Here is a 20,087-nt window from a genome sequence, read left to right on the forward strand (position 1 = left end):
AGGTTGCACGATCGACACCATGACGATCACGACGGAACGCGACCACGGATACCCGGACCTGCCCCGGCTGATGGGCCTGATGACCGGAGACGAGAAGCACGGACCGGCGGCGACGTCCACGCTGGACGCGCTGTGGGTGCTCTACGACCGGGTGCTGCGGGTCACGCCCGAGCGGCTGGACGATCCGGAGCGGGACCGGTTCCTGCTCTCCAAGGGGCACGGGCCGATGGCGTACTACGCGGTGCTGGCGGCCAAGGGCTTCCTGCCCGTCGAGTGGCTGCCGGGTTTCGGCTCGTACGACTCGCCGCTCGGGCACCACCCGGACCGGGTGCTGGTGCCGGGCGCCGAGATCGGCAGCGGCTCGCTCGGGCACGGGCTGCCGATCGCGGTCGGCACCGCACTGGGCCTGCGCGCGCAGGGACGCGACGAGCCGCGTGTCTGGGTGCTGACCGGCGACGCGGAACTGGACGAGGGCAGCAACCACGAGGCGATCGCGTACGCCGGTCCGGCCGGGCTCGACCGGCTGCACACCGTCGTGATCGACAACTCCTCGGCCAGCCATGCCCGGCCCGGAGGCATCGCCGCCCGGTTCGAGGCGGCGGGCTGGTCCGCCCTGACCGTCGACGGCCGGGACCACGAGGCGCTGTACGCCGCCTTCACCGCGCCCCATCCGGGCCGGCCGCACGTCGTCGTCGCCCGGGTCGAGCCGAAGCTCGCCTGAGCGGCCACCCCGCGCGCACCCGTCCCGTCACCGCCGGTCCCCTCTCCACCGGGACCGTCCCCACCGGTTCATCCCGCACGTCGCCGAAAGGACCACCCCCATGGACACCATGCGTGACCGTTTCGCCCCCGTCGTCTCCCAGCTGCTCGACGAGGACCCCCGGGTCGCGGTCGTCCTGGCCGAGATCGGCATGGACGGCTTCGCGGACGCCCGGACCAGGCATCCGGAGCGGGTGATCAACGTCGGGATCCGCGAACAGCTCCTCGTCGGAGCGGGCGCGGGCCTGGCGCTCACCGGGCTGCGGCCCGTCGTGCACACCTTCGCCAGCTTTCTCGTCGAGCGTCCCTTCGAACAGGTGAAGCTCGACCTCGGTCATCAGGACGTGGGTGCGGTCCTGGTCAGCGCCGCCGCGTCCTTCGACTGGCCCGCCGGGGGCTTCACCCACATGGCACCCGGTGACGTGGCGCTGCTCGACACCCTGGACGGCTGGACCGTGCATGTGCCGGGGCACCCCGACGAGGCCGAGGCCCTGCTGCGGCACGCGGTCGCCGCCGGCGACGACAAGGTGTACGTGCGGCTGTCGACGCAGTCCAACGCGCAGGCCCGCCCGGTCGACGGCGCACGGCTGCGCACGGTCCGCGAAGGGCGCGGCGGGGTCGTCGTCGCCGTCGGGCCGATGCTCGACGCGGTGCTCGCCGCGACGGAGGGGCTCGACGTCACCGTGCTGTACGCCACCACCGTCCGGCCGTTCGACGCGGCGGGGCTGCGGCGCGCCACGGAGGCGGCGGGCACCGACGTCGTCCTCGTCGAGCCCTTCCTCGCGGGCACGTCCACGGCCGCCGCGGGCGACGCGCTCGCCGACGTGCCCCACCGCGTGCTCGGCCTCGGCGTGGGCCGCCGCGAGCTGCGCAAGTACGGAACCGTCGACGAGCACCTGGCCGCGCACGGGCTCGACGCGGGGTCGCTGCGCGAGCGGATCGGCGGCTTCCTGCGCGCCCCGGGTGCCGTCCGACCGACGGCTCCGCACCCCGGGTCAGGGGTCACCGGCGGCCCGGCCGCCTCGATTCGTGTGTGACCGGCGGCTCGGGCGCCCGGTAGTGCGCGACCAGCACGCCCGGCACCTCCGGGTCACGGGTCACCGGCGGCCCGGGGGGCCCGAGTCGTGTGTGACCGGTGGCTCGGGCGCCGGGTAGTGCGCGACCAGCACGCCTGGCACCTCCGGGGCACGGGTCACCGGCGGTTCCAGGGACGCGAGTCGTGTGTGACCGGCGCCTCGGGGCCCGGTAGCGCGTGACCAGCACGCCTGGCACCTCCGGGTCACGGGTCACCAGTGGCCCGGAGGACGCGAGTTGAGTGTGACCGGCGGCTCGGGCGCCCGGTAGTGCGCGACCAGCACGCCTGGCACCTCCGGGTCACGGGTCACCGGCGGCCCGGAGGACGCGAGTTGAGTGTGACTGGTGACTCGGGCGACCCGGGCAGGTGACAACCGCGCCCCGGGCGGCCGAGGCCGGGCACGGGGCTTCGGCCGGCTCAGCGGTCGGCGCGTCGCGCCGGTCGACGCATGGCGGGGGCCGTACGCGGCAGGCGCACGGACGGGTCGACGCGCAGCAGGTTGCGGATGGCGGGCACCAGGAGCAGGGACGTGCAGACGACCAGCGTCATCGCGCCGGCCACGAGGAGGACGGTGTCGGCGCCGAGGACCGTCGCGGCAGGCCCCGCCAGCGCCTGGCCGAAGGGCATCATCGCCAGGGAACCCGCGACGTCGTAGGCGTGGATGCGGTTGAGGACGTCGGGAGCGACCTGGGTCTGCACGCTGGTCGCCCACATCACGCCCCAGAACGACATGCCCGCGCCCGCGACCGCCGCTCCGGCCGACATGGCCGGGACTCCGAGGCCCGCACCGACGGAGGCGGGGAAGCAGGCGAAGGCGAACAGGGCGATCGAGCCGGCCCGCAGCATGTGGCGGGGACGCAGCCGCAGCGCCAGCAGGCCGCCGACCACCGTGCCGGCGCCGAGCGCGGAGTTGACCAGGCCGTAGGCGCTCGCGCCGTGCTGCTGGACCACCTCCGTGGCCACCAGGGGGACGGTGGGACCCGAGATGAAGAGCATGTACACGCACCAGATGACGATGACCCCCCACAGCCAGGTCCTCGCCCTGAACTCCCGCCAGCCCACGACGAGATCGCCCCGGAAGCTGCCTCCGTGCGGCCGGCTCCCGGGCGCGGCCGGCGGGAGGCGGAGCAGGAGCAGGCACAGGGCGCTCAGCGCGTACGTCGCCGCGTGCGCCGCGAAGACCCCGCCCGCCGAGGAGAACGCGACCAGCAGTCCCGCGAGAGCGGGGCCGGCGAGCTGTGCGGCGGACTCGGCGATCCGGATCGCGCCGTTCGCTCCCTGGACGTCGGCCGCCAGGCGCGGCACCGTACTGGCGACGCCCGGCTGGAAGACGGCTCCGGCCGCGCCGTTGACCGCGCCGATCGCGCAGATCTGCCAGAGGACCACATGGCCGGCGAAGAAGAATGCCGCGGCGAGGGCCTGGGTGACCAGTCGTACGAGGTCGGCCCCGATCATCAGCTTGCGTGTGCTGAACCGGTCGGCGATGACCCCGCCGAAGATCACCAGCCCCGCGAACGGGGCGGCGGACGCGGCCATCGCGAGGCCGATCGCTCCCGCCCCGTAGCCGTGCTGGAGCAGTCCGGCCGCGAGTGCCACCGGGAGCATCGTGTCGCCGAGCCGGGCCAGGGCCCGTGCGACGAAGAACAGCGCGAAGTCCCGCGACCAGACCGGCGCGAGCCCGGTCACGGGGTTCTCGCGGCGCGGGACCTCAGGGCTCACCGGTGTCCCGTGGGCCGCCGGCACCTCGCGGCTCGTCGGTACCTCGTGGCCCTTCGATGTCCCGTGGACCGTCGGTATCCCGTGGACCGTCGGTAGGTCATCGCCCATCGGTGTCCCGTCGCTCGTCGGCCCGGGTCGTGGACCCGCGCCGTCGGGTCTCCGGCGCGTCCCCCGGCCGCCACCGCGCGTCGGATCCTCCGTGCCCTCGTCGGCCGGCGGTCCGGACCGCGTCGGCTCTCCACCCGGTGACGTCCCGTGCATCCCGCCCGTGCCCCTCGCCTGCAGTCGCCCCGCGGTTCCCCCCGCGAACCGGGCGTCCCTGCCTCCGCTCCGGCACCCGGATCATGTCACGCGGCGCACCCGGTGACGGAGGGGTTTTCATCGGTCCGCGGGGAGCCCCAACGCCGGGTAGGAGTCGAGCAGTCGGGGCGGGGCTGCCTGCCGCCAGGAGTCGGCGAGGATGTCACGGAGTTCGTCGTCGTCCTCCAGGGCCGCGAGCCGGACCCGGACCCAGGCGAAGCCCGCCTCGTGGCCGGCGATCCAGAACTTCCGGGGCTCCGCCAGGACGAGTTCGTCGCGCTCCTCCTTGGGGCAGCGCACGGCGATGGAGGTCTCCTCCTCCGGCAGGGTGGCGAACATCTTCCCCGCGACCCGGAAGGTGGGCATGCTCCAGGCGGTCTTCTCCGTCGTGTCCGGCAGGGACAGGGCGATCCGGCGTACGTCTTCGGCGTTCGGCGACATGGGACGCACGGTAGCCAATGGCACCGACACACCGTCGCTGACCTGCGCGATCAGCGGCACGGCCGCTAGCTCGTGCTGCGAAACGCGTGAGTCGTCGCCGGGGCGCGGCACCTCACATCGCCGCGGCGGCGGCCCCCACCCGCTTGTAGAAGACCGTCGTCGCGCGGAGCTCTCCCGAGGGAGTCGTCGCGTAGTCGGGTATCGCCCCGAGACGCGTCCAGCCGGCGGACAGGTAGAGGGTCTCGGCCGGGCTGCCGGTCTCCGTGTCCAGGTGCAGGAGAGTGAGCCCGGCCGCGACGGCCGCCCGCTCGGCGGTGGTCAGCAGCGTGCGGCCGAGTCCCCGCCCTCGGCCGTCCGGGTGCACCATCAGCTTCACCAGCTCGGCGCGGTGACGGCTGTTGGGCTTGTCGGGGAAGGCCAGGCCGACCGTGCCGAGCACCCGGTCCGCGCCGCGCGCCACCCACACCGCGAGGTGGCCGGCCGACACCGCGGCCGCGCGCCCCTCCCACCAGGCCACGGCCGACGCGCGGTCGAGCGGCGCGAGAAAGCCGACCGACGCCCCGTCGTCCACGGTGTCGGTCAGGAGACCGGCCAACTCCTCGGCCTGGGCGAGGACTTCGGCCGCGTTCAGCCGGGAGACGGCGGTCACGGCGCCACCACCACCAGCGCGTACCGCACGTCCTGCGGGCCGGGGCAGCGAAAGCGGGTCGGGCCCCACACCCGCAGTCGGAGGCAGTCACCGGTGCCCAGGCGGTGCTCGACATCCCGCGCCGTCACCTCCAGCGACCCGTCGAGCACCCAGATGTGCTGCTCCAGACCGGGCACGGGAGGCCGGTCGTACGCGATGTCGGCGCCGGCCGCGAGCCGTCCCTCGACGAGTTCACCGCGCAGCCCCGTGTGCGGCGGGGACACCGACCGTCGTACGAAGCCGGAGGCGCCGTCCCTCCAGACCGTCTGGTCGGCCGCCCGCACCAGTCCGGCGGGTTCCGCCTCGACCTCGCTGAGCAGCTGCGACATGGTCCGCCCGTACACGGCGCACAGGCGGTTCAGGAGCGAGGCCGTGGGGCTGATCTCGGCGCGCTCGGCCCGGGACAGCGTGGACCGGCTGACCCCGCTGAGGTCCGCCAGCTCCGCCAGCGACCAGCCCCGTTCGGCCCGCAATTCGGCGAGCCGGGCCCCCAGGCGGACGTCTACGGCGTCTTGCACATCGGTTCCCATATTCAGGATGTTATCCCAGATATGAAACAGGATCGGGTGCGAGAGCGGAACGAGAGCGGAATCGGGAGCGGAATCGGGCTCGGGATCGGGCTCGGCCGGAGTTCGTCAGGTTCGTGGAGGTCATGGCGCTCGCGGTGCCCCTGGCGCCCGCGGAGTTCATGGCGCCCGCGGAGTTCATGGCACCCGCGGAGTACATGGACGTCACTCCACGGTCGCGGCCCGCGCCAACGCGTCCAGCACCGGACGGATCAGCGGATGCCCCTCCGCGCCACGCCGTACGGCCGCGAAGACCCGGCGGGTGGGCGCGACCCCGTCGACGGGGCGCACGACCACGCCCGTGAGGTCCATGCCGATCAGGGCCGAGCGGGGCACCAGCGCGACGCCCGCGTCGGCGGAGGCGAGGGCGACGACGGCGCGGAAGTCGTCCGAGGAGTGTTCGAGACGCGGCTCGAATCCCGCGTTCTCGCAGGCCAGGACCACCACGTCGTGGCAGGGATTGCCAGGGTACTGGCCGATCCAGGGGTCCTTGGCGAGCTCGGCGAGCGGCACCTCGTCGGCGTCGGCCAGACGGTGGGTGACCGGCACCACCGCGTCGAACGGCTCGGCGTACAGAGGTACGTGGGTGAGCCGCGGGTCGTCCGCGGCCGGGGCTCCCCGGTACTCGACGGCGACCGCGATGTCGACCTGCCGGTCGAGCACCATCGGCAGGCTGGCGTCGCCCTCGGCGTCCTGCACGCGGATGTGGATACCGGGTGCGGTGACGGCGAGGCGGGCGAGCGCGGGAGCCACCACGAGGCCGATGCCGGTCGCGAAGGCGGCGACCGTGACCGTGCCCGCGGAACCCGAGCTGTAGGCGGCCAGTTCGGCCTCGGCCCGCTCCAGCTGGGCGAGCACCGCGTGGGTGTGGCCGAGCAGGATCTCACCTGCGGGAGTCAGGCGCACGCCCTTCGCGCTCCGCTCGACGAGCCGGTGCCCGGTCTCCTGCTCCAGGGCGGTCAGCTGCTGGGAGACCGCCGAAGGCGTGAGATAGAGCGCGGCGGCAGCCGCCGTCACCGTGCGGTGGTCGGCCACCGCACGAAGGATGTGGAGCCGCCGCGCTTCGATCATGCGACCGATTCTCTCAGGTCACACGTGTCTTTCAGCCGTCGAGTTCCGCCCGTGCCGCCACGAACGCGTCCACCGCGCGGTTCACGTCGTCCGTCGAGTGCGCCGCGGACAGCTGCACCCGGATACGGGCCGCGCCCTGCGGGACGACCGGGTACGAGAAGCCGATCACGTACACGCCGCGCTCCAGGAGCAGTTCCGCCATGCGCCCGGCGACGGAGGCGTCACCGATCATGACCGGGGCGATCGCGTGGTCGCCGGGAAGGATGTCGAAGCCCTCGGCGGTCATCCGGGAGCGGAACAGCGCCGTGTTCGCCGCGAGCCTCTCGCGCAGGTCGCCCGCCGACTCCAGGAGGTCGAGAACCTTCAGGGACGCCGCCGCGATCACCGGGGCGAGCGTGTTGGAGAAGAGGTACGGACGCGACCGCTGGCGCAGCAGGGCGACGATCTCGGCGCGGGCCGCCACGTAGCCGCCGGAGGCGCCGCCGAGCGCCTTGCCGAGGGTGCCGGTGATGATGTCGACACGGTCCATGACGCCGTGCAGCTCGGGGGTGCCCCTGCCGCCGGGGCCGACGAAACCGACGGCGTGCGAGTCGTCGACCATGACCATCGCGTCGTAGCGGTCGGCGAGGTCGCAGATCTCCTGGAGGGGGGCGACGTAGCCGTCCATCGAGAAGACGCCGTCCGTGACGATCAGGCGGCGCCGGGCGTCCGACGCCTCCTTGAGCTGGGCCTCCAGGTCGGCCATGTCACGGTTGGCGTACCGGAAGCGGCGCGCCTTGGAGAGCCGGATGCCGTCGATGATCGAGGCGTGGTTGAGGGCGTCGGAGATCACCGCGTCCTCGGCGCCGAGCAGGGTCTCGAAGACGCCTCCGTTGGCGTCGAAGCAGGAGGAGTAGAGGATCGTGTCCTCCTGGCCGAGGAACGCGGACAGCCGCGCCTCCAGCTCCTTGTGCACCTCCTGGGTACCGCAGATGAAGCGCACGGACGCCATGCCGTAGCCCCAGCGGTCGAGGGCGTCGTGTGCGGCGGCGACGACCTCGGGGTGGTCGGCGAGGCCGAGGTAGTTGTTCGCGCAGAAGTTGAGGACCTCGCCGGGGCGGCCGCCCGAGGTGACGCTCACGGTCGCGGACTGCGGGGTGCCGATGACGCGCTCGGGCTTGTGGAGCCCGGCGGCGCGGATCTCGTCGAGGGTGGTGCGCAGATCGTCGCGTACGGAATCGAACATCATCAGTTCCTTAGAGGGTCCAGTCCAGAATGACCTTGCCGCCACGGCCGCCGGCCGCTTCGGCGAAGGCGGCCTCGTGGTCGCGGAAGCCGTATCGGCCGGTGATCACGGGAGCGAGGTCGAGGCCCCCTTCGAGGAGCACCGACATCGCGTACCAGGTCTCGAACATCTCCCGGCCGTAGATGCCCTTGATCGTGATCATGGAGGTGACGATCCGGGACCAGTCGACCGGGAACTCCTCGGCGGGCAGGCCCAGCATCGCGATCCGGCCGCCGTGTGTCATGTTGGCGATCATGTCGCGCATCGCCTCGGGACGGCCGGACATCTCCAGGCCGATGTCGAAGCCCTCGCGCAGCCCCAGCTCGCGCTGGCCGTCGGCGATCGTCGCGGACGAGACGTTCAGGGCGAGGCTCACGCCGATCTTGCGCGCGAGTTCGAGGCGCTCCTCGCTGACGTCGGTCACGACGACGTTGCGGGCGCCCGCGTGCCGGGCCACCGCGGCGGCCATCAGGCCGATCGGTCCGGCACCGGTGATCAGGACGTCCTCGCCGACCAGCGGGAAGGAGAGCGCCGTGTGCACGGCGTTGCCGAACGGGTCGAAGATCGCGGCGACGTCGAGGTCCACGGGGACCCGGTGCACCCACACGTTGGTGGCGGGCAGGGCGACGTACTCGGCGAACGCGCCGTCGCGGCCGACACCGAGACCCACCGTGGCGCGGCAGAGGTGGCGGCGTCCGGCCAGGCAGTTGCGGCACTTGCCGCACACCAGGTGGCCTTCGCCGCTGACGCGGTCGCCGGCCTTGATCTCGGCGACGTCACGGCCGGTCGCGACGACCTCGCCGACGAACTCGTGGCCCAGCACGAGCGGCGTGCTGACGGCCTGCTGCGCCCAGCCGTCCCAGTTGCGGATGTGCAGGTCGGTTCCGCAGATCCCGGTCCTGAGGACCTTGATCAGTACGTCGCCGGGGCCGATCTCCGGCTCCGGGACGTCCACGAGCCAGAGCCCGGGCTCCGCCTTCTCCTTGACCAGCGCCTTCACGCGACGGCTCCTGTGGGTGAGCCCCCGGGCCAGGGCACGCCGAAGGGGCCCGTACCGGGGAGAGGGGTGTATTCCCTGAGGAATCTGCCGTACGACCGTAGTCCTGGTCCATCGAGGTTTTCTTAAACGCGGCCGCAGCTTTCCTTCACACGTCGGATTCCCGGCCCCTACACCTCCCCGGGCACCTGCCCCCGTTCGAAGTAGGCGACCAGCTCGGGGTCGAGCGCGGGCACCTCGCGCGCGGTGCCGCCGTCCCGCAGGGACTCCGTCGCCCGGAAGCCGGCGGCCACCGCCATGCGCGCGGCCACCGGGGAGGTGTCGGTGCGCCCTCCTTCCCGCACGAACCGGAGGAACTCGTCGATCAGCAGCGGATCCGCGCCGCCGTGTCCGGCGTCCTCGGGGGGCTCCGGTACCGGGTACTCGGCGTCGGCCCGGTCCCGGTGCCCCGAACGGCGGCTGTTCCAGACCTTCACCACGGCGCCGGGCCCGTCGCCGAAGTTCTCCAGCCGGCCCGCGTCGCCGATCACGGTGTAGTTGCGCCAGTAGTCGGGGGTGAAGTGGCACTGCTGGTAGGCCGCCAGCACTCCGTTGTCCAGGCGCAGGTTGACCAGCGAGACGTCCTCGACGTCGATGACCGGATTGAGGGCCCGCTGGGTGTGCGGGGGCCAGTGGCCGTCGTCGGTGTACCAGTCCTCCGTTTTGGGCACTCCGGGCGCTCGTCGATGCCGGTTGTCCCCGTACACCATGAGGTCGCCGAGCGCCTGCACCTGCCGTGTGTAGCCGCCGGCCAACCAGTGCAGTACGTCGAGGTCGTGGGCGCCCTTCTGCAGCAACAGGCCGGTGGTGAAACGGCGTTCGGCGTGCCAGTCCTTGAAGTACCAGTCCCCGCCGAAGCCGACGAAGTGCCGCACCCACACGGTTTTGACGTTCCCCACCGCACCGCCCCGGACGAGGTCGCGCATCAGGCGGATCACCGGCATGTGGCGCATGTTGTGGCCGACGTAGAGGCGGGTGCCCGTCTCGAAGGCGGTGCGCAGGACGGCGTCGCAGCGCTCGATGGTGATGTCCAGCGGCTTCTCGACGAAGACGGGCTTGCCCGCGCGCAGCGCCTCGCGGGCGAGGTCGGCGTGGGTGTGGTCCGGGGTGAGGACGAGTACCGCGTCGACGTCGGAGGCGTGGACGACCTCGCGGTGGTCGTCGACGGTCCGGACGCCGGGGATCCGGGCCGCGGCGGACTCCCGCAGCAGCGGGTCGTGTTCGGCGAGAACGGTCACACGTGAGCCCCGGCCGGGGCGGTGGGCGGTGAGCGCGAGGGGGCCGCGCAGGCCGAAGCCGAGAACGCCGAGACGCAGATCGGTCATGGGGTGCCTTCCGGGCCGTGTCGGGGTGGCTCGGGCACAGCGTTCCTCCGCGCGGGCGGGGTCAACCCCCGGCGGTCCCAGCGGATACGGCGGCTACAGCGGATACGACACGCACGGCAGGCACGGCGGGCACGGCGGGCACGGCTCCCGCGGGCACGTCATACGTGCGCCGCGCACGCGCGGTCGGCGCCGCGTGGCCTCAGAACCCCACGCCTCCCACGCCACCCATGCCTCCCACGCCACCCTCCCGCTGTCCGAGCTGCTCGACCAGTTCCGCCGCCATCGTCTTGATGGTCTCCAGGCCCGCTCTGCCCCACGGACGCGGTTCGAGGTCGACGACGCAGACGGTGCCGAGGGCGATGCCCGTGCGGTCGATGAGCGGGGCGCCGAGGTAGGAGCGGACCCCGATCTCGTCGACGACCGGGTTGCCCGCGAAGCGCGGATAGTCGCAGACGTCCTCCAGCACCAACGCCCGGCGGCGGACCACCACATGGGGGCAGAACCCGTAGTCGCGGGTCATATAGCGGCCGACACCATGGTGGGTGCCGTCCACGGGAGCCGGGACCGGCCGGGTGGTCGAGACGTTGCCGTCCGGGGTGTGCAGGCCCGCGAAGAACTGCCGGTTCTCGTCGATGAAGTTGACCATCGAGTACGGCACCGCGGCGACGTCGGCGAGCCGGTCCGCGAAGGCGTCGAAAGCGGGCTCGGCGTGCTCCCCCAGGCCGAGTCGGCGCAGCCGCCGGACCCGGGCGGGGGCGTCCTTGTCCTCCGGGGTCAGCAGCAGCCGGCCGACCGGGCGCGGCGGGTCGTAGCTCATGGACGGACTCCCTGGTGGGGGCCGGGTGTCATATGCGGGCTCCATGGTCGGGAACGTGGGTCGCGTGCGGGCTCTTTCGCCGGGCGGCGCAGGTCAGTACGTCACCTGTGGACGCCATGAATGGGGGCGTGCGCCGGAGCGTGGGCGAGGAGGTGCCGTACCAGAGTGAGCAGGGTCTGCACGCCCGAACTGGAGATCCGGGCGTCGCAGCGCACGATGGGGACCCCGGGGTCGAGGTCGATGGCCGCCCGTACCTCGGCGGGGTCGTAGCGGAAGGCACCGTCGAACTCGTTGACGGCGACGATGAAGCCGAGACCGCGCTGCTCGAAGAAGTCGACGGCCGCGAAGCAGTCCTCGAGGCGGCGGGTGTCGGCGAGGATCACCGCACCGAGCGCGCCCTCGGACAGTTCGTCCCACATGAACCAGAACCGCTCCTGCCCGGGTGTGCCGAAGAGGTACAGCACATGTTCCGGGTCGAGGGTGATGCGGCCGAAGTCCATCGCCACCGTGGTCTCGACCTTGTTCTCGACGCCGTCGAGATTGTCGGTCGCGGCACTGACCGTGGTGAGCAGCTCCTCCGTGCTGAGCGGCGCGATCTCGCTCACCGCGCCCACGAAGGTCGTCTTGCCGACTCCGAACCCTCCCGCCACCAGGATCTTCAGCGCGGTGGGGAAGGGATCAGAGCTGTCGTCGTAGTCCATCGAGCACTGCCTCCAGAAGAGACCGGTCAGTGGGGTTGTGGTGGAACTCGGGGGGTTTGGTGGTCAGCGCCCCGCAGTCGACGAGGTCGGACAGCAGCACCTTGGTGACCGCCGCCGGCAGCTTGAGCTGGGCGGCGATCTCCGCGACCGAGACGGGCGCCCGGCACAGTTCGAGCGCCTGGGTGTGCTCCGGGCCGAGGTAGCCGAGGGGCGTGGCTCCGGTGACCATGACCTGGGACAACAGGTCGAGCGCGGTGGTCGGACGGGTCCGGCCGTTGCTGACCGTGTAGGGACGCACCAGCCGCCCGGCCGCGTCGTCGAGCCAGGGCCCGTCGCCGGCCGCGGCCACCCTCAAGGCCTCATCGCCGTGGGGCCGACGGCGGCCTGCCGGGGCGCGGTCATCAGGTACGGACGGACGCTCTTGACGAGCATCGCCATCTCGTAGCCGAGGACCGCCGCGTCGGCCTCGCGTCCGGCGAGCACCGCGAGACAGGTGCCGGAGCCCGCGGTGGAGACGAACAGCAGGGTCGAGTCGAGTTCGACGACGACCTGGCGCACGTCGCCGCCGTCCCCGAAGCGGGCGCCCGCGCTGCGGCCGAGCGAGTACAGGCCGGAGGCCAGGGCCGCCATGTGGTCGGCGCTGTCCGGGTCGAGGCCGTGCACGGACTTCACGAGCCCGTCGCTGGAGAGGAGTACCGCGCTGGTGGTGTGCGGCACGCGCTGCACGAGGCCGCTCATCAGCCAGTCGAGATCGGATGCATGGCCGGTCGGCACGTCGCTCGCCATGGTGGATCGACTCCTTGGGGTACGAAGGTCTGCGGGAGCGCAGGTGGGGGTGGGCGTGCTCAGGAGACTGGTCATCCGGCCGGTGCGCTCCCGTCGTGCCGGGCCGTGAGGTCGTGTCCGGGCGTGGGGGCGGTGTCACGCGTCCCCGGCGCGTCGGGCGGGGCGGGCGCATGCGCGGTGTGCGGGTCGGCCCTGTGCGCAGCGCCCGCGGGTTCGTCGGCCGTTCGGACGGCCCCCAGGGGCGGTACGTCCAGGTGGCCTTCCAGGTGGGGCGAGCGTGGGGACGGCTGGTCGACGCGGATCACTCGCAGGGGTGGCAGCGCGTCCAGGCGCGCGGGGTCCGGGTGCCCGGGGTCCGGGTGCGGCCGATCGGTGGGGACCTCCGTCTGCCGGGCCTCCGCCAGTCCGATCCCGCGCTGGAACGCCGCCATCAGCCCGGGGTCGTGACCGGCGACGTGCTCCGAGTCCGGGCGGGGCAGGGGCCCGTCGCGCAGTTGGGGCGCGATGTGCTCCTGGGCGCGCCGGCGGGGCAGTTGGGGCCTCGCCATGGTGCCGCGGACCGCTCCGTTGCGCGGGGTGGGCGGCATCTCCGCGTTCTCCGCGAGGATGTGCCGGTCGTCGGGGCGGATGCCGGGCACGGCCTCCGCCGGATTGGGCCGCTCCGCGCGGGCACCGCGCACCGGGAGCGGCGCCGGCCCGCCATCGTCCGTGCCGTCGCGCCGCGGCATGACGGGCTCCGCCTGTTCCCGGCGCGACTGCCGGGGCACGGGGGACGCCGCCCCGCCCGCGGGAGGGAGCGGCACGGCCTGCCCGGCCGCTGGTCCCGCGGGCGGAAGCGCGCCGCCCGCCGTCTCGCGGGGCCGCCCCTGCGCGAGGTGCCCCGGGGCGCCCGGCTCCGTGCCCAACAGCTCCTGCGGCACCACGAGTACGGCCTGGACACCGCCGTAGATGTTGCTCTGGAGCCGGACGTGGATGCCGTGTCGCCGGGCGAGCTGCGACACAACGAAGAGGCCGATGCGGCCGTCCTGGAGAAGGCTCGCGACGTTCACCTGATCGGGGTCGGTGAGCAGCGCGTTCATCTTGTCCTGCTCGCCCGGCGGCATGCCCAGACCTCGGTCCTCGACCTCGACCGCGAGCCCTGAGGTGACGAGGTTGACGCGCAGCAGCACCTGGGTGTGGGGGGCGGAGAACACCGTGGCGTTCTCGACGAGTTCGGCCAGCAGGTGGATGACGTCGGCGACGGCGTGCCCGCGCAGGGTGCCGTCGATCGGAGGCACCAGTTTGACCCGCGAGTACTGCTCGACCTCGGCGATCGCCGACCGCAGCACCTCGGTCATGGAGACGGGGTTGCTCCACTGGCGCCGGGAAACGGCACCGCCGAGGACGGCGAGGTTCTCGGCGTGCCGCCGGATGCGGGTGGCGAGGTGGTCGACGTGGAAGAGGCCCTTGAGCAGGTCCGGGTCCTCGATCTCGTTCTCCAGCTCGTCGAGGATCGAGATCTCCCGGTGCACGAGGGACTGAAGCCGTCGCGCCAGGTTGACGAAGACCTCGACCTTCTGTTCGCTGCCGGCCCGGCTGGAGAGCTGCGCGGCCTGTACGACGGCGGTGACGGCGCCGTCGTGCGCCCGGGAGAGGTCGGCGGCGAGCAGCTCGAAGTCGTCGGCGTCCGGGAGGGGCCGGCGGTTCGGTGCGCGCGGGGACGGGGTCTCGCCGCGGCGCAGGCCCTCGACGACGGCGCGCAGGTCGGCCTCCGTACGCGCGCTGGTGCGGCGTATCGCGCCGAGGCGGTCCCGGACGGACCGGGCGGCCCGGTCGGCGGCCACGGCGGCGATCAGGATGCCCGCGAGGGCCACCCCGAGGGCGCCGGCGAGGACCGCCCAGAGAACCGCGCCCGGGCGGGCGCCGGTGGAGCGCACGGTGAACAGGACGGCCGCACACGCGCTGAGGGCCACCGCGGTGGGCGGCAGGACCGCCATCCGCAGCAGTTGGGGCCGGAGGGGGGTCTCGGGCGGCGAGGGGGCGGCACGGGCCACCGGCCGTCCGTGCCGCCCGCCCTCACGGCGGTCTGCGCGGGCGGCCGGTGCGCGAAGGTGAGACATCTGCGTCCTCGTACTGGGCGTCGGGGGCACTCGGGCTCCCGCGGGTCTGCGCGACTCGGGCGTGCGCCATCGCGGTGCCGGTCGAGAGAGCCGAAAAAAACGGCCCTGCGTCGCCCGACGGCAACTGACAGTAGTCGGCAACGGGACAGGTGCGGTGGGCAGTTGACAAAGTCCCCCGGACAGCGTCCCGCTCTGGTATGAGGCCTCGCACGGCAGATCGATATCACTGTCGGACACGCGTTCCCTAGAGGTGCCGTTCCGATCAGTGCTGGTCAGAAGTGGTCATGAAAAGACGGCGAGGGCCGGGGAGCGCGACGCGCCCCGGCCCTCGCCGTAGATCGGACTTTCAGGAGATTCAGCCTGCGGGCACCGTCTCCGGCTCTCCGGTGTCCTCCGCGGCGCCGCCGCCGGTGTCACCCGGCGTGTCGGAGCCCGCCATGCCGGAAGCAGGCGTCCCGGAGGCGGACACGCCGGAGGCCGGGGCGGTGGCGCCGGTCGTCCCGACCGCGGGCCAGCCACCCTCGGGCGGCACGGCCACCCCGCGCCACCAGGGCTCGGCCGGGACGGTCCCGGAGGTGGGCTCGAAGGGCTCACCGGGGTGCGGCAGCGCGATGCGCGCGCCGACCGCCTGCGCGGCCGCTATGGTCCCCTCGCCCGGTTCCACCCACGGGTGCGTGGCCAGGTTGAACGTGGCCCAGTGGATCGGCATCATCACACCGTCGGGCCGGCCGCCCTGGAGGTCCAGGTGGGCACGCATGCCCTCCTCGGGCGTCATGTGGATCTCGGGCCAGAACTCGCTGTACGCGCCGATCTGGATCATCGTGGCGTCGAACGGGCCGTGCTCGGCGCCGATGTCCTTGAAGCCCTCGAAATAGCCGGTGTCACCGCTGTGGTAGATCCGGTGCTCGTCGCCCGCCACCGCCCAGGAGGCCCACAGCGTGTGCTGGGTGTTGCGCAGGCCCCGGCCGCAGAAGTGTCGGGCGGGCGTGGCGGTGAGGGAGATGCCGCCGACCTTCGTGGACTCGTTCCAGTCCAGCTCACGCAGGCGGTCCGGGGAGACGCCCCAGTGCTCCAGGTGGGCGCCGACGCCGAGCGGCACCGCGAACACCGTGTCCGTGTCGGCGAGCGCCTTGATGGTGGGCAGGTCCAGGTGGTCGTAGTGGTCGTGCGAGATGACGACGACGTCGACCGGGCCCAGCGCGGCCAGCGGCAGCGGCACCGGGTGCAGCCGCTTGGGTCCGACGAAGTTGAAGGGAGAACAGCGCTCGCCCCAGACCGGGTCGAACAGCACACGGTGCCCGTCGATCTCCGCCAGCACGCTGGAGTGCCCCATCCAGGTGATCCGCAGCCCGCTCTTCGCGGGCCTGGCGAGGTCGGCGAGCGTCGTGGCGTGCACCGGCACCGTGCCCGCGGGGGCGCGACGGACGCGCTCCTCCTTGCGGAAGAAGACCTTCGCGAACTCGATCATGGAGCCGTCGGGGCGGGTCCGGGCGCTCACCGGGTTCTGGAAGACCCCGTCCGCGAAATTCGGCGATCTGCGGATGCGCTCCAGGCGCTCACCGCCCGGGTCCGCGCCGAAGGCGGCGGGCTGCAGCGCGCGGAGCCCGGAGCTCAACGTACGGAAACCGGTCACGGTACCTCCAATGGAGTCGGTCAGGCCTCCCATTATGGTCGGCCCCTCTGACGGTGCCGGGACTCCGCCCTCGCGGGGTCACGGCGTGGTGTCCCCGGTACGCGCGCCGCGAGGACGGGGTCCCGGCGCCCGCACTGCCGGGCGAACGCGCCGGAGGGGCCTACGGCCCGTATCTCGCAACCCCGCGGCGCTCTCTCTTCTTCCGCACCGGGGAAGGGGATTTCGGGACGCGCGGGCCCGACCGGCCCGACGGCCGCCGGGTGCCCGGCCCGGCGCCCGGCCGGTCACCTCCGGCGAGCCGGCCGCCGAACGGGCCGGCCGCGCGAACACCTGGGCCACCAGCGCGGAGCCGCCCGCGCCGACGCCACCCCTCACTCCCCTGTCCGCCCCCACCCACCGCTGATCCGTCCAGTGGATTGACACAGCGCGGGCAGCGTTCCGATACTGACTGACGATTCAGTAAAGGTTCCGGTGGAGGCGCTCGCGCCGATCCGTCCGCACCGGGAGGAACGATGGATGCCGACGCACTCACCGAAGGCGACCGATCCCGAGCGCCGTCACCTCCCGCCCAGGGGTGTCCCTGCACACTGAGTCGGTGCAGAAGTGGCTGGCGGGTCGCGATGTGATCGTCGCCGTGGGTACCGAGCCGGCCGGGAGCGGTCTCCGGTCGCCGCCGACCGCCCACGGACGGCGCGCCCGTCGACGAACCGGCCCGCACCCCGCCGAGGTGCCGCGCACCCACCGCCCCACCCTGATCCCCGCCCCCGAGGAGTACCCATGACCGCGCCCCCGACCACGCCCCTGATCACACTCACCTGGACCGACCACGTCACCGGCCGCCCGGGGTTCCTCGTGGTCGACCGTCTGGTCCGGGGCGTCTCCAGCGGCGGGCTGCGGATGCGCGAAGGCTGCACCCTGGACGAGGTCGCCGGGCTGGCCCGGGGCATGACGATGAAGGAGGCCCTGCACTACAACCCCGAGGGCCGCTACATCCCGCTGGGCGGCGCCAAGGGCGGCATCGACTGCGACCCCCAGGACCCCGCGTCGTACGGCCTCCTGGTGCGCTATCTGCGTGCCATGCGCCCGTACATCGAGAACTTCTGGACCACGGGCGAGGATCTCGGGCTCTCCCAGGACCTGGTGGACCGGGCCGCCACGGAGGCGGGGCTCGTCTCGTCCATCCAGGCCGTGTACCCGCTGCTCGACGACGAGAAGAGCGCGCGGAGCCGTCTCGCGGACGCCTTCGCGGTCGAGGTGGACGGGATCGGGCTCGACGAACTCGTGGGGGGCTGCGGTGTCGCCGAGTCGGTGCTCGCGGCCCTGGACCGCGCCGGAGTCGCGTACCCGGGAACGCGCGTCGCCGTACAGGGCCTGGGCACCATGGGCGGAGCCACCGCGCGCTTCCTGTCGCGCGCCGGACTCACCGTCGTGGCCGTCGCCGACATCAAGGGCACGATCGGGAATCCGGACGGACTCGACGTCGACGCGCTGCTCGCGGCGAGAGACGCCTACGGGACGGTGGACCGCGCGGTGCTGCGCCCGGCCGACCGTGAACTCCCGGCCGATGCCTGGCTGTCGGCCGACGCGGACGTCCTGGTGCCCGCGGCGGTCTCGTACGCGATCGACACCACGAACCAGGCCCGGATCACCGCCCGTTGGATCGTGGAGGCGGCCAACATGCCCGTCCTGCCCGGGGCGGAGGACCTGCTCGCCGCGCGCGGTGTCCTCGTGCTGCCGGACGTCGTCGTCAACTCCGGGACGAACGCCTGGTGGTGGTGGACGCTCTTCGGCGACATCGGCGCGGACGCCGACGAGGCGTTCGCGTACACCCGACGCTCCATGCGCGGTCTGATCGACCGGATGCTCGCCCGCGCGGAGGCCGACGGGACGACGCCGCGGGCCGCCGCGCACGCCATCGTCGCCGACCGGCTGCCGGTGATCGCGGAACGGTTCGGCTGGTACCGCTGACCCGGGAGCGGGGTTCCGGGCCCGACTCCCGCGCCGGGCTTCCGGCCCGACTCCGGCACCGCGCTGCCGCCGAATCCCGTCGCGCTCTCGTCCGATCCGCCTGCGCGGGACGGGAGTTCCCGGTGTCCGCAGAGACAGGACGTGTCCGGATCGGCCACCGGGAGCCGTCCGACCCGGGCGAGGCACTAGGGTTGCCGCGTGGCAAGGGTGCGGTTGAGCGTGGCGGAGCGGCGTCAGGAATTGCTGCGGGCTGCCATCGGACAGATCGAGGCGCGGGGCGTGGCGGCGGTACGGATCGCCGACGTGGCCTCGTCGCTCGGGGTGAGCAACGCGTTGGTGCTGTACCACTTCTCCACCAAGGAGAAGCTGGTCGCGGCCGCGTTCACCCACGCCGCCGAGGACGACCTCGCCCATCTGCGCAAGCTGCTCGGCCGCCGTACGTCCGCGCTGCGACGACTGCGCGCGGCCGTCCGCTGGTACGCGCCGACCGGCCAGGCCAAGGGCTGGCGACTGTGGATCGAGGGCTGGGGCGCGGCGCTGCGCGAGCCCGCGCTGCGGGAGGTCACGCGTGACCTCGACAGGCAGTGGAAGGCCGCGATCACCGAGGTGATCGCGGAGGGAGTGGCCGGCGGCGAGTTCCGGTGCCCGGATCCCGCGGGAGCCGCGCTGCGGCTGACGGCGCTGCTCGACGGGCTGGCGGTGCAGATGACCGCCTACACGGGCGCGGTGTCGCGGGCGCGGGCCCAGGAGTGGGTGGACGACGCGCTCGCGCGGGAGTTGGGAATCGAGCGGGCGGCCCTGACGGCGGCGGTGCGCTGAGGCGCCTGCCCCGGCACATCCCCCGCCGTGTCCGGGGCGACGCCCCCCCGCGGTCCCGCCCGTCGGCCGTCCCGCGATGTCACGCGGCTCAGGCGACGGATCCGATCCGCATCCTGATGTCGTTCGGCGACAGGCTGCCCTTGGCCGCGACATGGTCGCCCGAGGACTCCCCGCGCAGCCTTCGTCCGATCCACGGCACGAGGTATTCGCGCGCCCAGTGGATGTCGTCGCGCCGTACCTCCAGCGTGCCGCGGGGCGGCAGGGGCGGCCAGGGCTGGTCCGGGTCGGCGGGCACGTCGAGGCCGAGGACCTGGCCGGCCCGCAGCGCGACCCGGGTGTGGCCCTCCGGCGACAGGTGCAGTCGGTCGCCGTCCCAGGCGCGCCGGTCCTGGATCGTCTTCAGGGACCACAGGTCGAGGACCGGACAGCCGTACCGGTCCGCGATGGCCCGCACATGTCCGTTGTACGTGGCGATCTTGCCGCGCAGGTGCTTCAGCACCGGGACGCCACGGGTGTCGAAGCCGGTCGTCACCATGACGGTGCCGACGGCCGAGGTGAGGTCGGCGACCGCGCGCTCGAAGCGCTCCGCGACCTCGTCGGGGTCGGTGCCGGGCCGGATGATGTCGTTGCCGCCCGCGCAGAAGGAGACCAGGTCCGGGGCGAGTTCCTTGGCCCGCCGGAGCTGGTCGTCGATGACCTGGTCGAGCAGCTTCCCGCGGACGGCGAGGTTGGTGTAGGTGAAGTCGCCTTCCGGCTGCCGGTCCGCGAGCAGTACCGCGAAACGGTCCGCCCAACCGACGAAGGCTCCTTCGGGGCCGGGGTCGCCGACGCCTTCGGTGAAGCTGTCCCCCACCGCCACGTACGACCCGATCACCGCTCTGTTGTCACTCTTCGAATCGTCTGCCACGTCGAGCCATGATTCACCTTGGGATGTGAGCTACGCGACCGTAGGAATGGGTTGACGGGTGGTGAGATAAGCCACTCATAAAGACCGGCGAAATCCGGAATAGGGTTCTCTCA

20 protein-coding genes are annotated in these 20,087 nt (G+C 72.9%); 5 read left to right on the top strand and 15 right to left on the bottom strand.

Annotation, left to right across the window (positions count from 1 at the left end):
* Positions 1–19 precede the first annotated feature (19 nt).
* Complete coding sequence (locus tag OG199_RS08430; RefSeq protein ID WP_405828857.1) at positions 20–721, top strand: transketolase; 702 nt, start codon at positions 20–22, stop codon at positions 719–721.
* Positions 722–821: 100 nt separating this feature from the next.
* A complete protein-coding gene (locus OG199_RS08435) occupies positions 822–1,796 on the top strand; it encodes a transketolase family protein (protein WP_405828859.1) in 975 nt (324 codons plus the stop codon).
* 455 nt (positions 1,797–2,251) lie between these two features.
* Here the strand turns inward: OG199_RS08435 and OG199_RS08440 are convergent, their stop codons facing one another.
* The 14 genes from OG199_RS08440 to OG199_RS08505 all read right to left on the bottom strand — a co-directional run bounded on the left by OG199_RS08440 (position 2,252) and on the right by OG199_RS08505 (position 16,280).
* Positions 2,252–3,553 carry an MFS transporter gene (locus OG199_RS08440; protein WP_405828861.1) on the bottom strand — a complete coding sequence of 434 codons (1,302 nt, stop codon included), beginning with the start codon at positions 3,551–3,553 and terminating at the stop codon, positions 2,252–2,254.
* Between the two features lie 378 nt (positions 3,554–3,931).
* Complete coding sequence (locus OG199_RS08445; protein WP_401805234.1) at positions 3,932–4,294, bottom strand: MmcQ/YjbR family DNA-binding protein; 363 nt, start codon at positions 4,292–4,294, stop codon at positions 3,932–3,934.
* A 112-nt stretch (positions 4,295–4,406) separates the two neighbouring features.
* On the bottom strand, positions 4,407–4,943 hold the full coding sequence (locus OG199_RS08450; protein WP_356809247.1) for a GNAT family N-acetyltransferase: 537 nt from the start codon (positions 4,941–4,943) through the stop codon (positions 4,407–4,409).
* Positions 4,940–5,512 carry an XRE family transcriptional regulator gene (locus tag OG199_RS08455; RefSeq protein WP_356809246.1) on the bottom strand — a complete coding sequence of 191 codons (573 nt, stop codon included), beginning with the start codon at positions 5,510–5,512 and terminating at the stop codon, positions 4,940–4,942. The genes OG199_RS08450 and OG199_RS08455 overlap by 4 nt, the downstream gene beginning before the upstream one ends.
* Before the next feature lie 201 nt (positions 5,513–5,713).
* A complete protein-coding gene (locus tag OG199_RS08460) occupies positions 5,714–6,619 on the bottom strand; it encodes a LysR family transcriptional regulator (protein ID WP_401805231.1) in 906 nt (301 codons plus the stop codon).
* 31 nt (positions 6,620–6,650) lie between these two features.
* The gene (locus tag OG199_RS08465) at positions 6,651–7,844 is read right to left on the bottom strand and encodes a glycine C-acetyltransferase (protein WP_401805397.1); all 1,194 of its coding nucleotides are present in this window, start codon (positions 7,842–7,844) and stop codon (positions 6,651–6,653) included.
* Between the two features lie 10 nt (positions 7,845–7,854).
* Positions 7,855–8,883 (bottom strand): L-threonine 3-dehydrogenase, encoded by a 1,029-nt coding sequence (tdh, locus tag OG199_RS08470; protein ID WP_356802066.1) that lies wholly within the window; start codon positions 8,881–8,883, stop codon positions 7,855–7,857.
* Positions 8,884–9,050: 167 nt separating this feature from the next.
* A complete protein-coding gene (locus OG199_RS08475) occupies positions 9,051–10,244 on the bottom strand; it encodes a Gfo/Idh/MocA family protein (RefSeq protein WP_401805229.1) in 1,194 nt (397 codons plus the stop codon).
* A gap of 199 nt (positions 10,245–10,443) precedes the next feature.
* Entirely contained in the window at positions 10,444–11,061 is a 618-nt protein-coding gene (locus tag OG199_RS08480) for a GAF domain-containing protein (protein ID WP_356803081.1), read from the bottom strand.
* A 101-nt stretch (positions 11,062–11,162) separates the two neighbouring features.
* Entirely contained in the window at positions 11,163–11,762 is a 600-nt protein-coding gene (locus OG199_RS08485) for an ATP/GTP-binding protein (protein WP_356803083.1), read from the bottom strand.
* Complete coding sequence (locus OG199_RS08490; protein WP_153287578.1) at positions 11,740–12,111, bottom strand: DUF742 domain-containing protein; 372 nt, start codon at positions 12,109–12,111, stop codon at positions 11,740–11,742. The genes OG199_RS08485 and OG199_RS08490 overlap by 23 nt, the downstream gene beginning before the upstream one ends.
* A gap of 2 nt (positions 12,112–12,113) precedes the next feature.
* A complete protein-coding gene (locus tag OG199_RS08495; RefSeq protein ID WP_356803085.1) occupies positions 12,114–12,548 on the bottom strand; it encodes a roadblock/LC7 domain-containing protein in 435 nt (144 codons plus the stop codon).
* 71 nt (positions 12,549–12,619) lie between these two features.
* Complete coding sequence (locus OG199_RS08500) at positions 12,620–14,647, bottom strand: ATP-binding protein (protein WP_356803087.1); 2,028 nt, start codon at positions 14,645–14,647, stop codon at positions 12,620–12,622.
* 355 nt (positions 14,648–15,002) lie between these two features.
* The gene (locus OG199_RS08505; RefSeq protein WP_356803089.1) at positions 15,003–16,280 is read right to left on the bottom strand and encodes an MBL fold metallo-hydrolase; all 1,278 of its coding nucleotides are present in this window, start codon (positions 16,278–16,280) and stop codon (positions 15,003–15,005) included.
* A gap of 595 nt (positions 16,281–16,875) precedes the next feature.
* Between OG199_RS08505 and OG199_RS08510 the strand changes: the two genes are divergently transcribed.
* From OG199_RS08510 to OG199_RS08520, 3 genes are all read left to right on the top strand, one after another.
* Entirely contained in the window at positions 16,876–17,061 is a 186-nt protein-coding gene (locus OG199_RS08510; protein ID WP_401805224.1) for a hypothetical protein, read from the top strand.
* Positions 17,058–18,248 (top strand): Glu/Leu/Phe/Val dehydrogenase dimerization domain-containing protein, encoded by a 1,191-nt coding sequence (locus OG199_RS08515; RefSeq protein WP_405828866.1) that lies wholly within the window; start codon positions 17,058–17,060, stop codon positions 18,246–18,248. Before OG199_RS08510 ends, OG199_RS08515 begins: the two co-directional genes overlap by 4 nt.
* Before the next feature lie 198 nt (positions 18,249–18,446).
* Positions 18,447–19,067, top strand: coding sequence for a TetR/AcrR family transcriptional regulator (locus OG199_RS08520; RefSeq protein ID WP_405828868.1), 621 nt, complete (start codon positions 18,447–18,449; stop codon positions 19,065–19,067).
* Positions 19,068–19,155: 88 nt separating this feature from the next.
* Here the strand turns inward: OG199_RS08520 and OG199_RS08525 are convergent, their stop codons facing one another.
* Positions 19,156–19,941 carry an SGNH/GDSL hydrolase family protein gene (locus OG199_RS08525; RefSeq protein ID WP_356803117.1) on the bottom strand — a complete coding sequence of 262 codons (786 nt, stop codon included), beginning with the start codon at positions 19,939–19,941 and terminating at the stop codon, positions 19,156–19,158.
* Positions 19,942–20,087: the final 146 nt, after the last annotated feature.

Origin of the sequence: Streptomyces sp. NBC_01176, from assembly GCF_045039825.1 — a bacterium.
Taxonomy (GTDB): domain Bacteria; phylum Actinomycetota; class Actinomycetes; order Streptomycetales; family Streptomycetaceae; genus Streptomyces.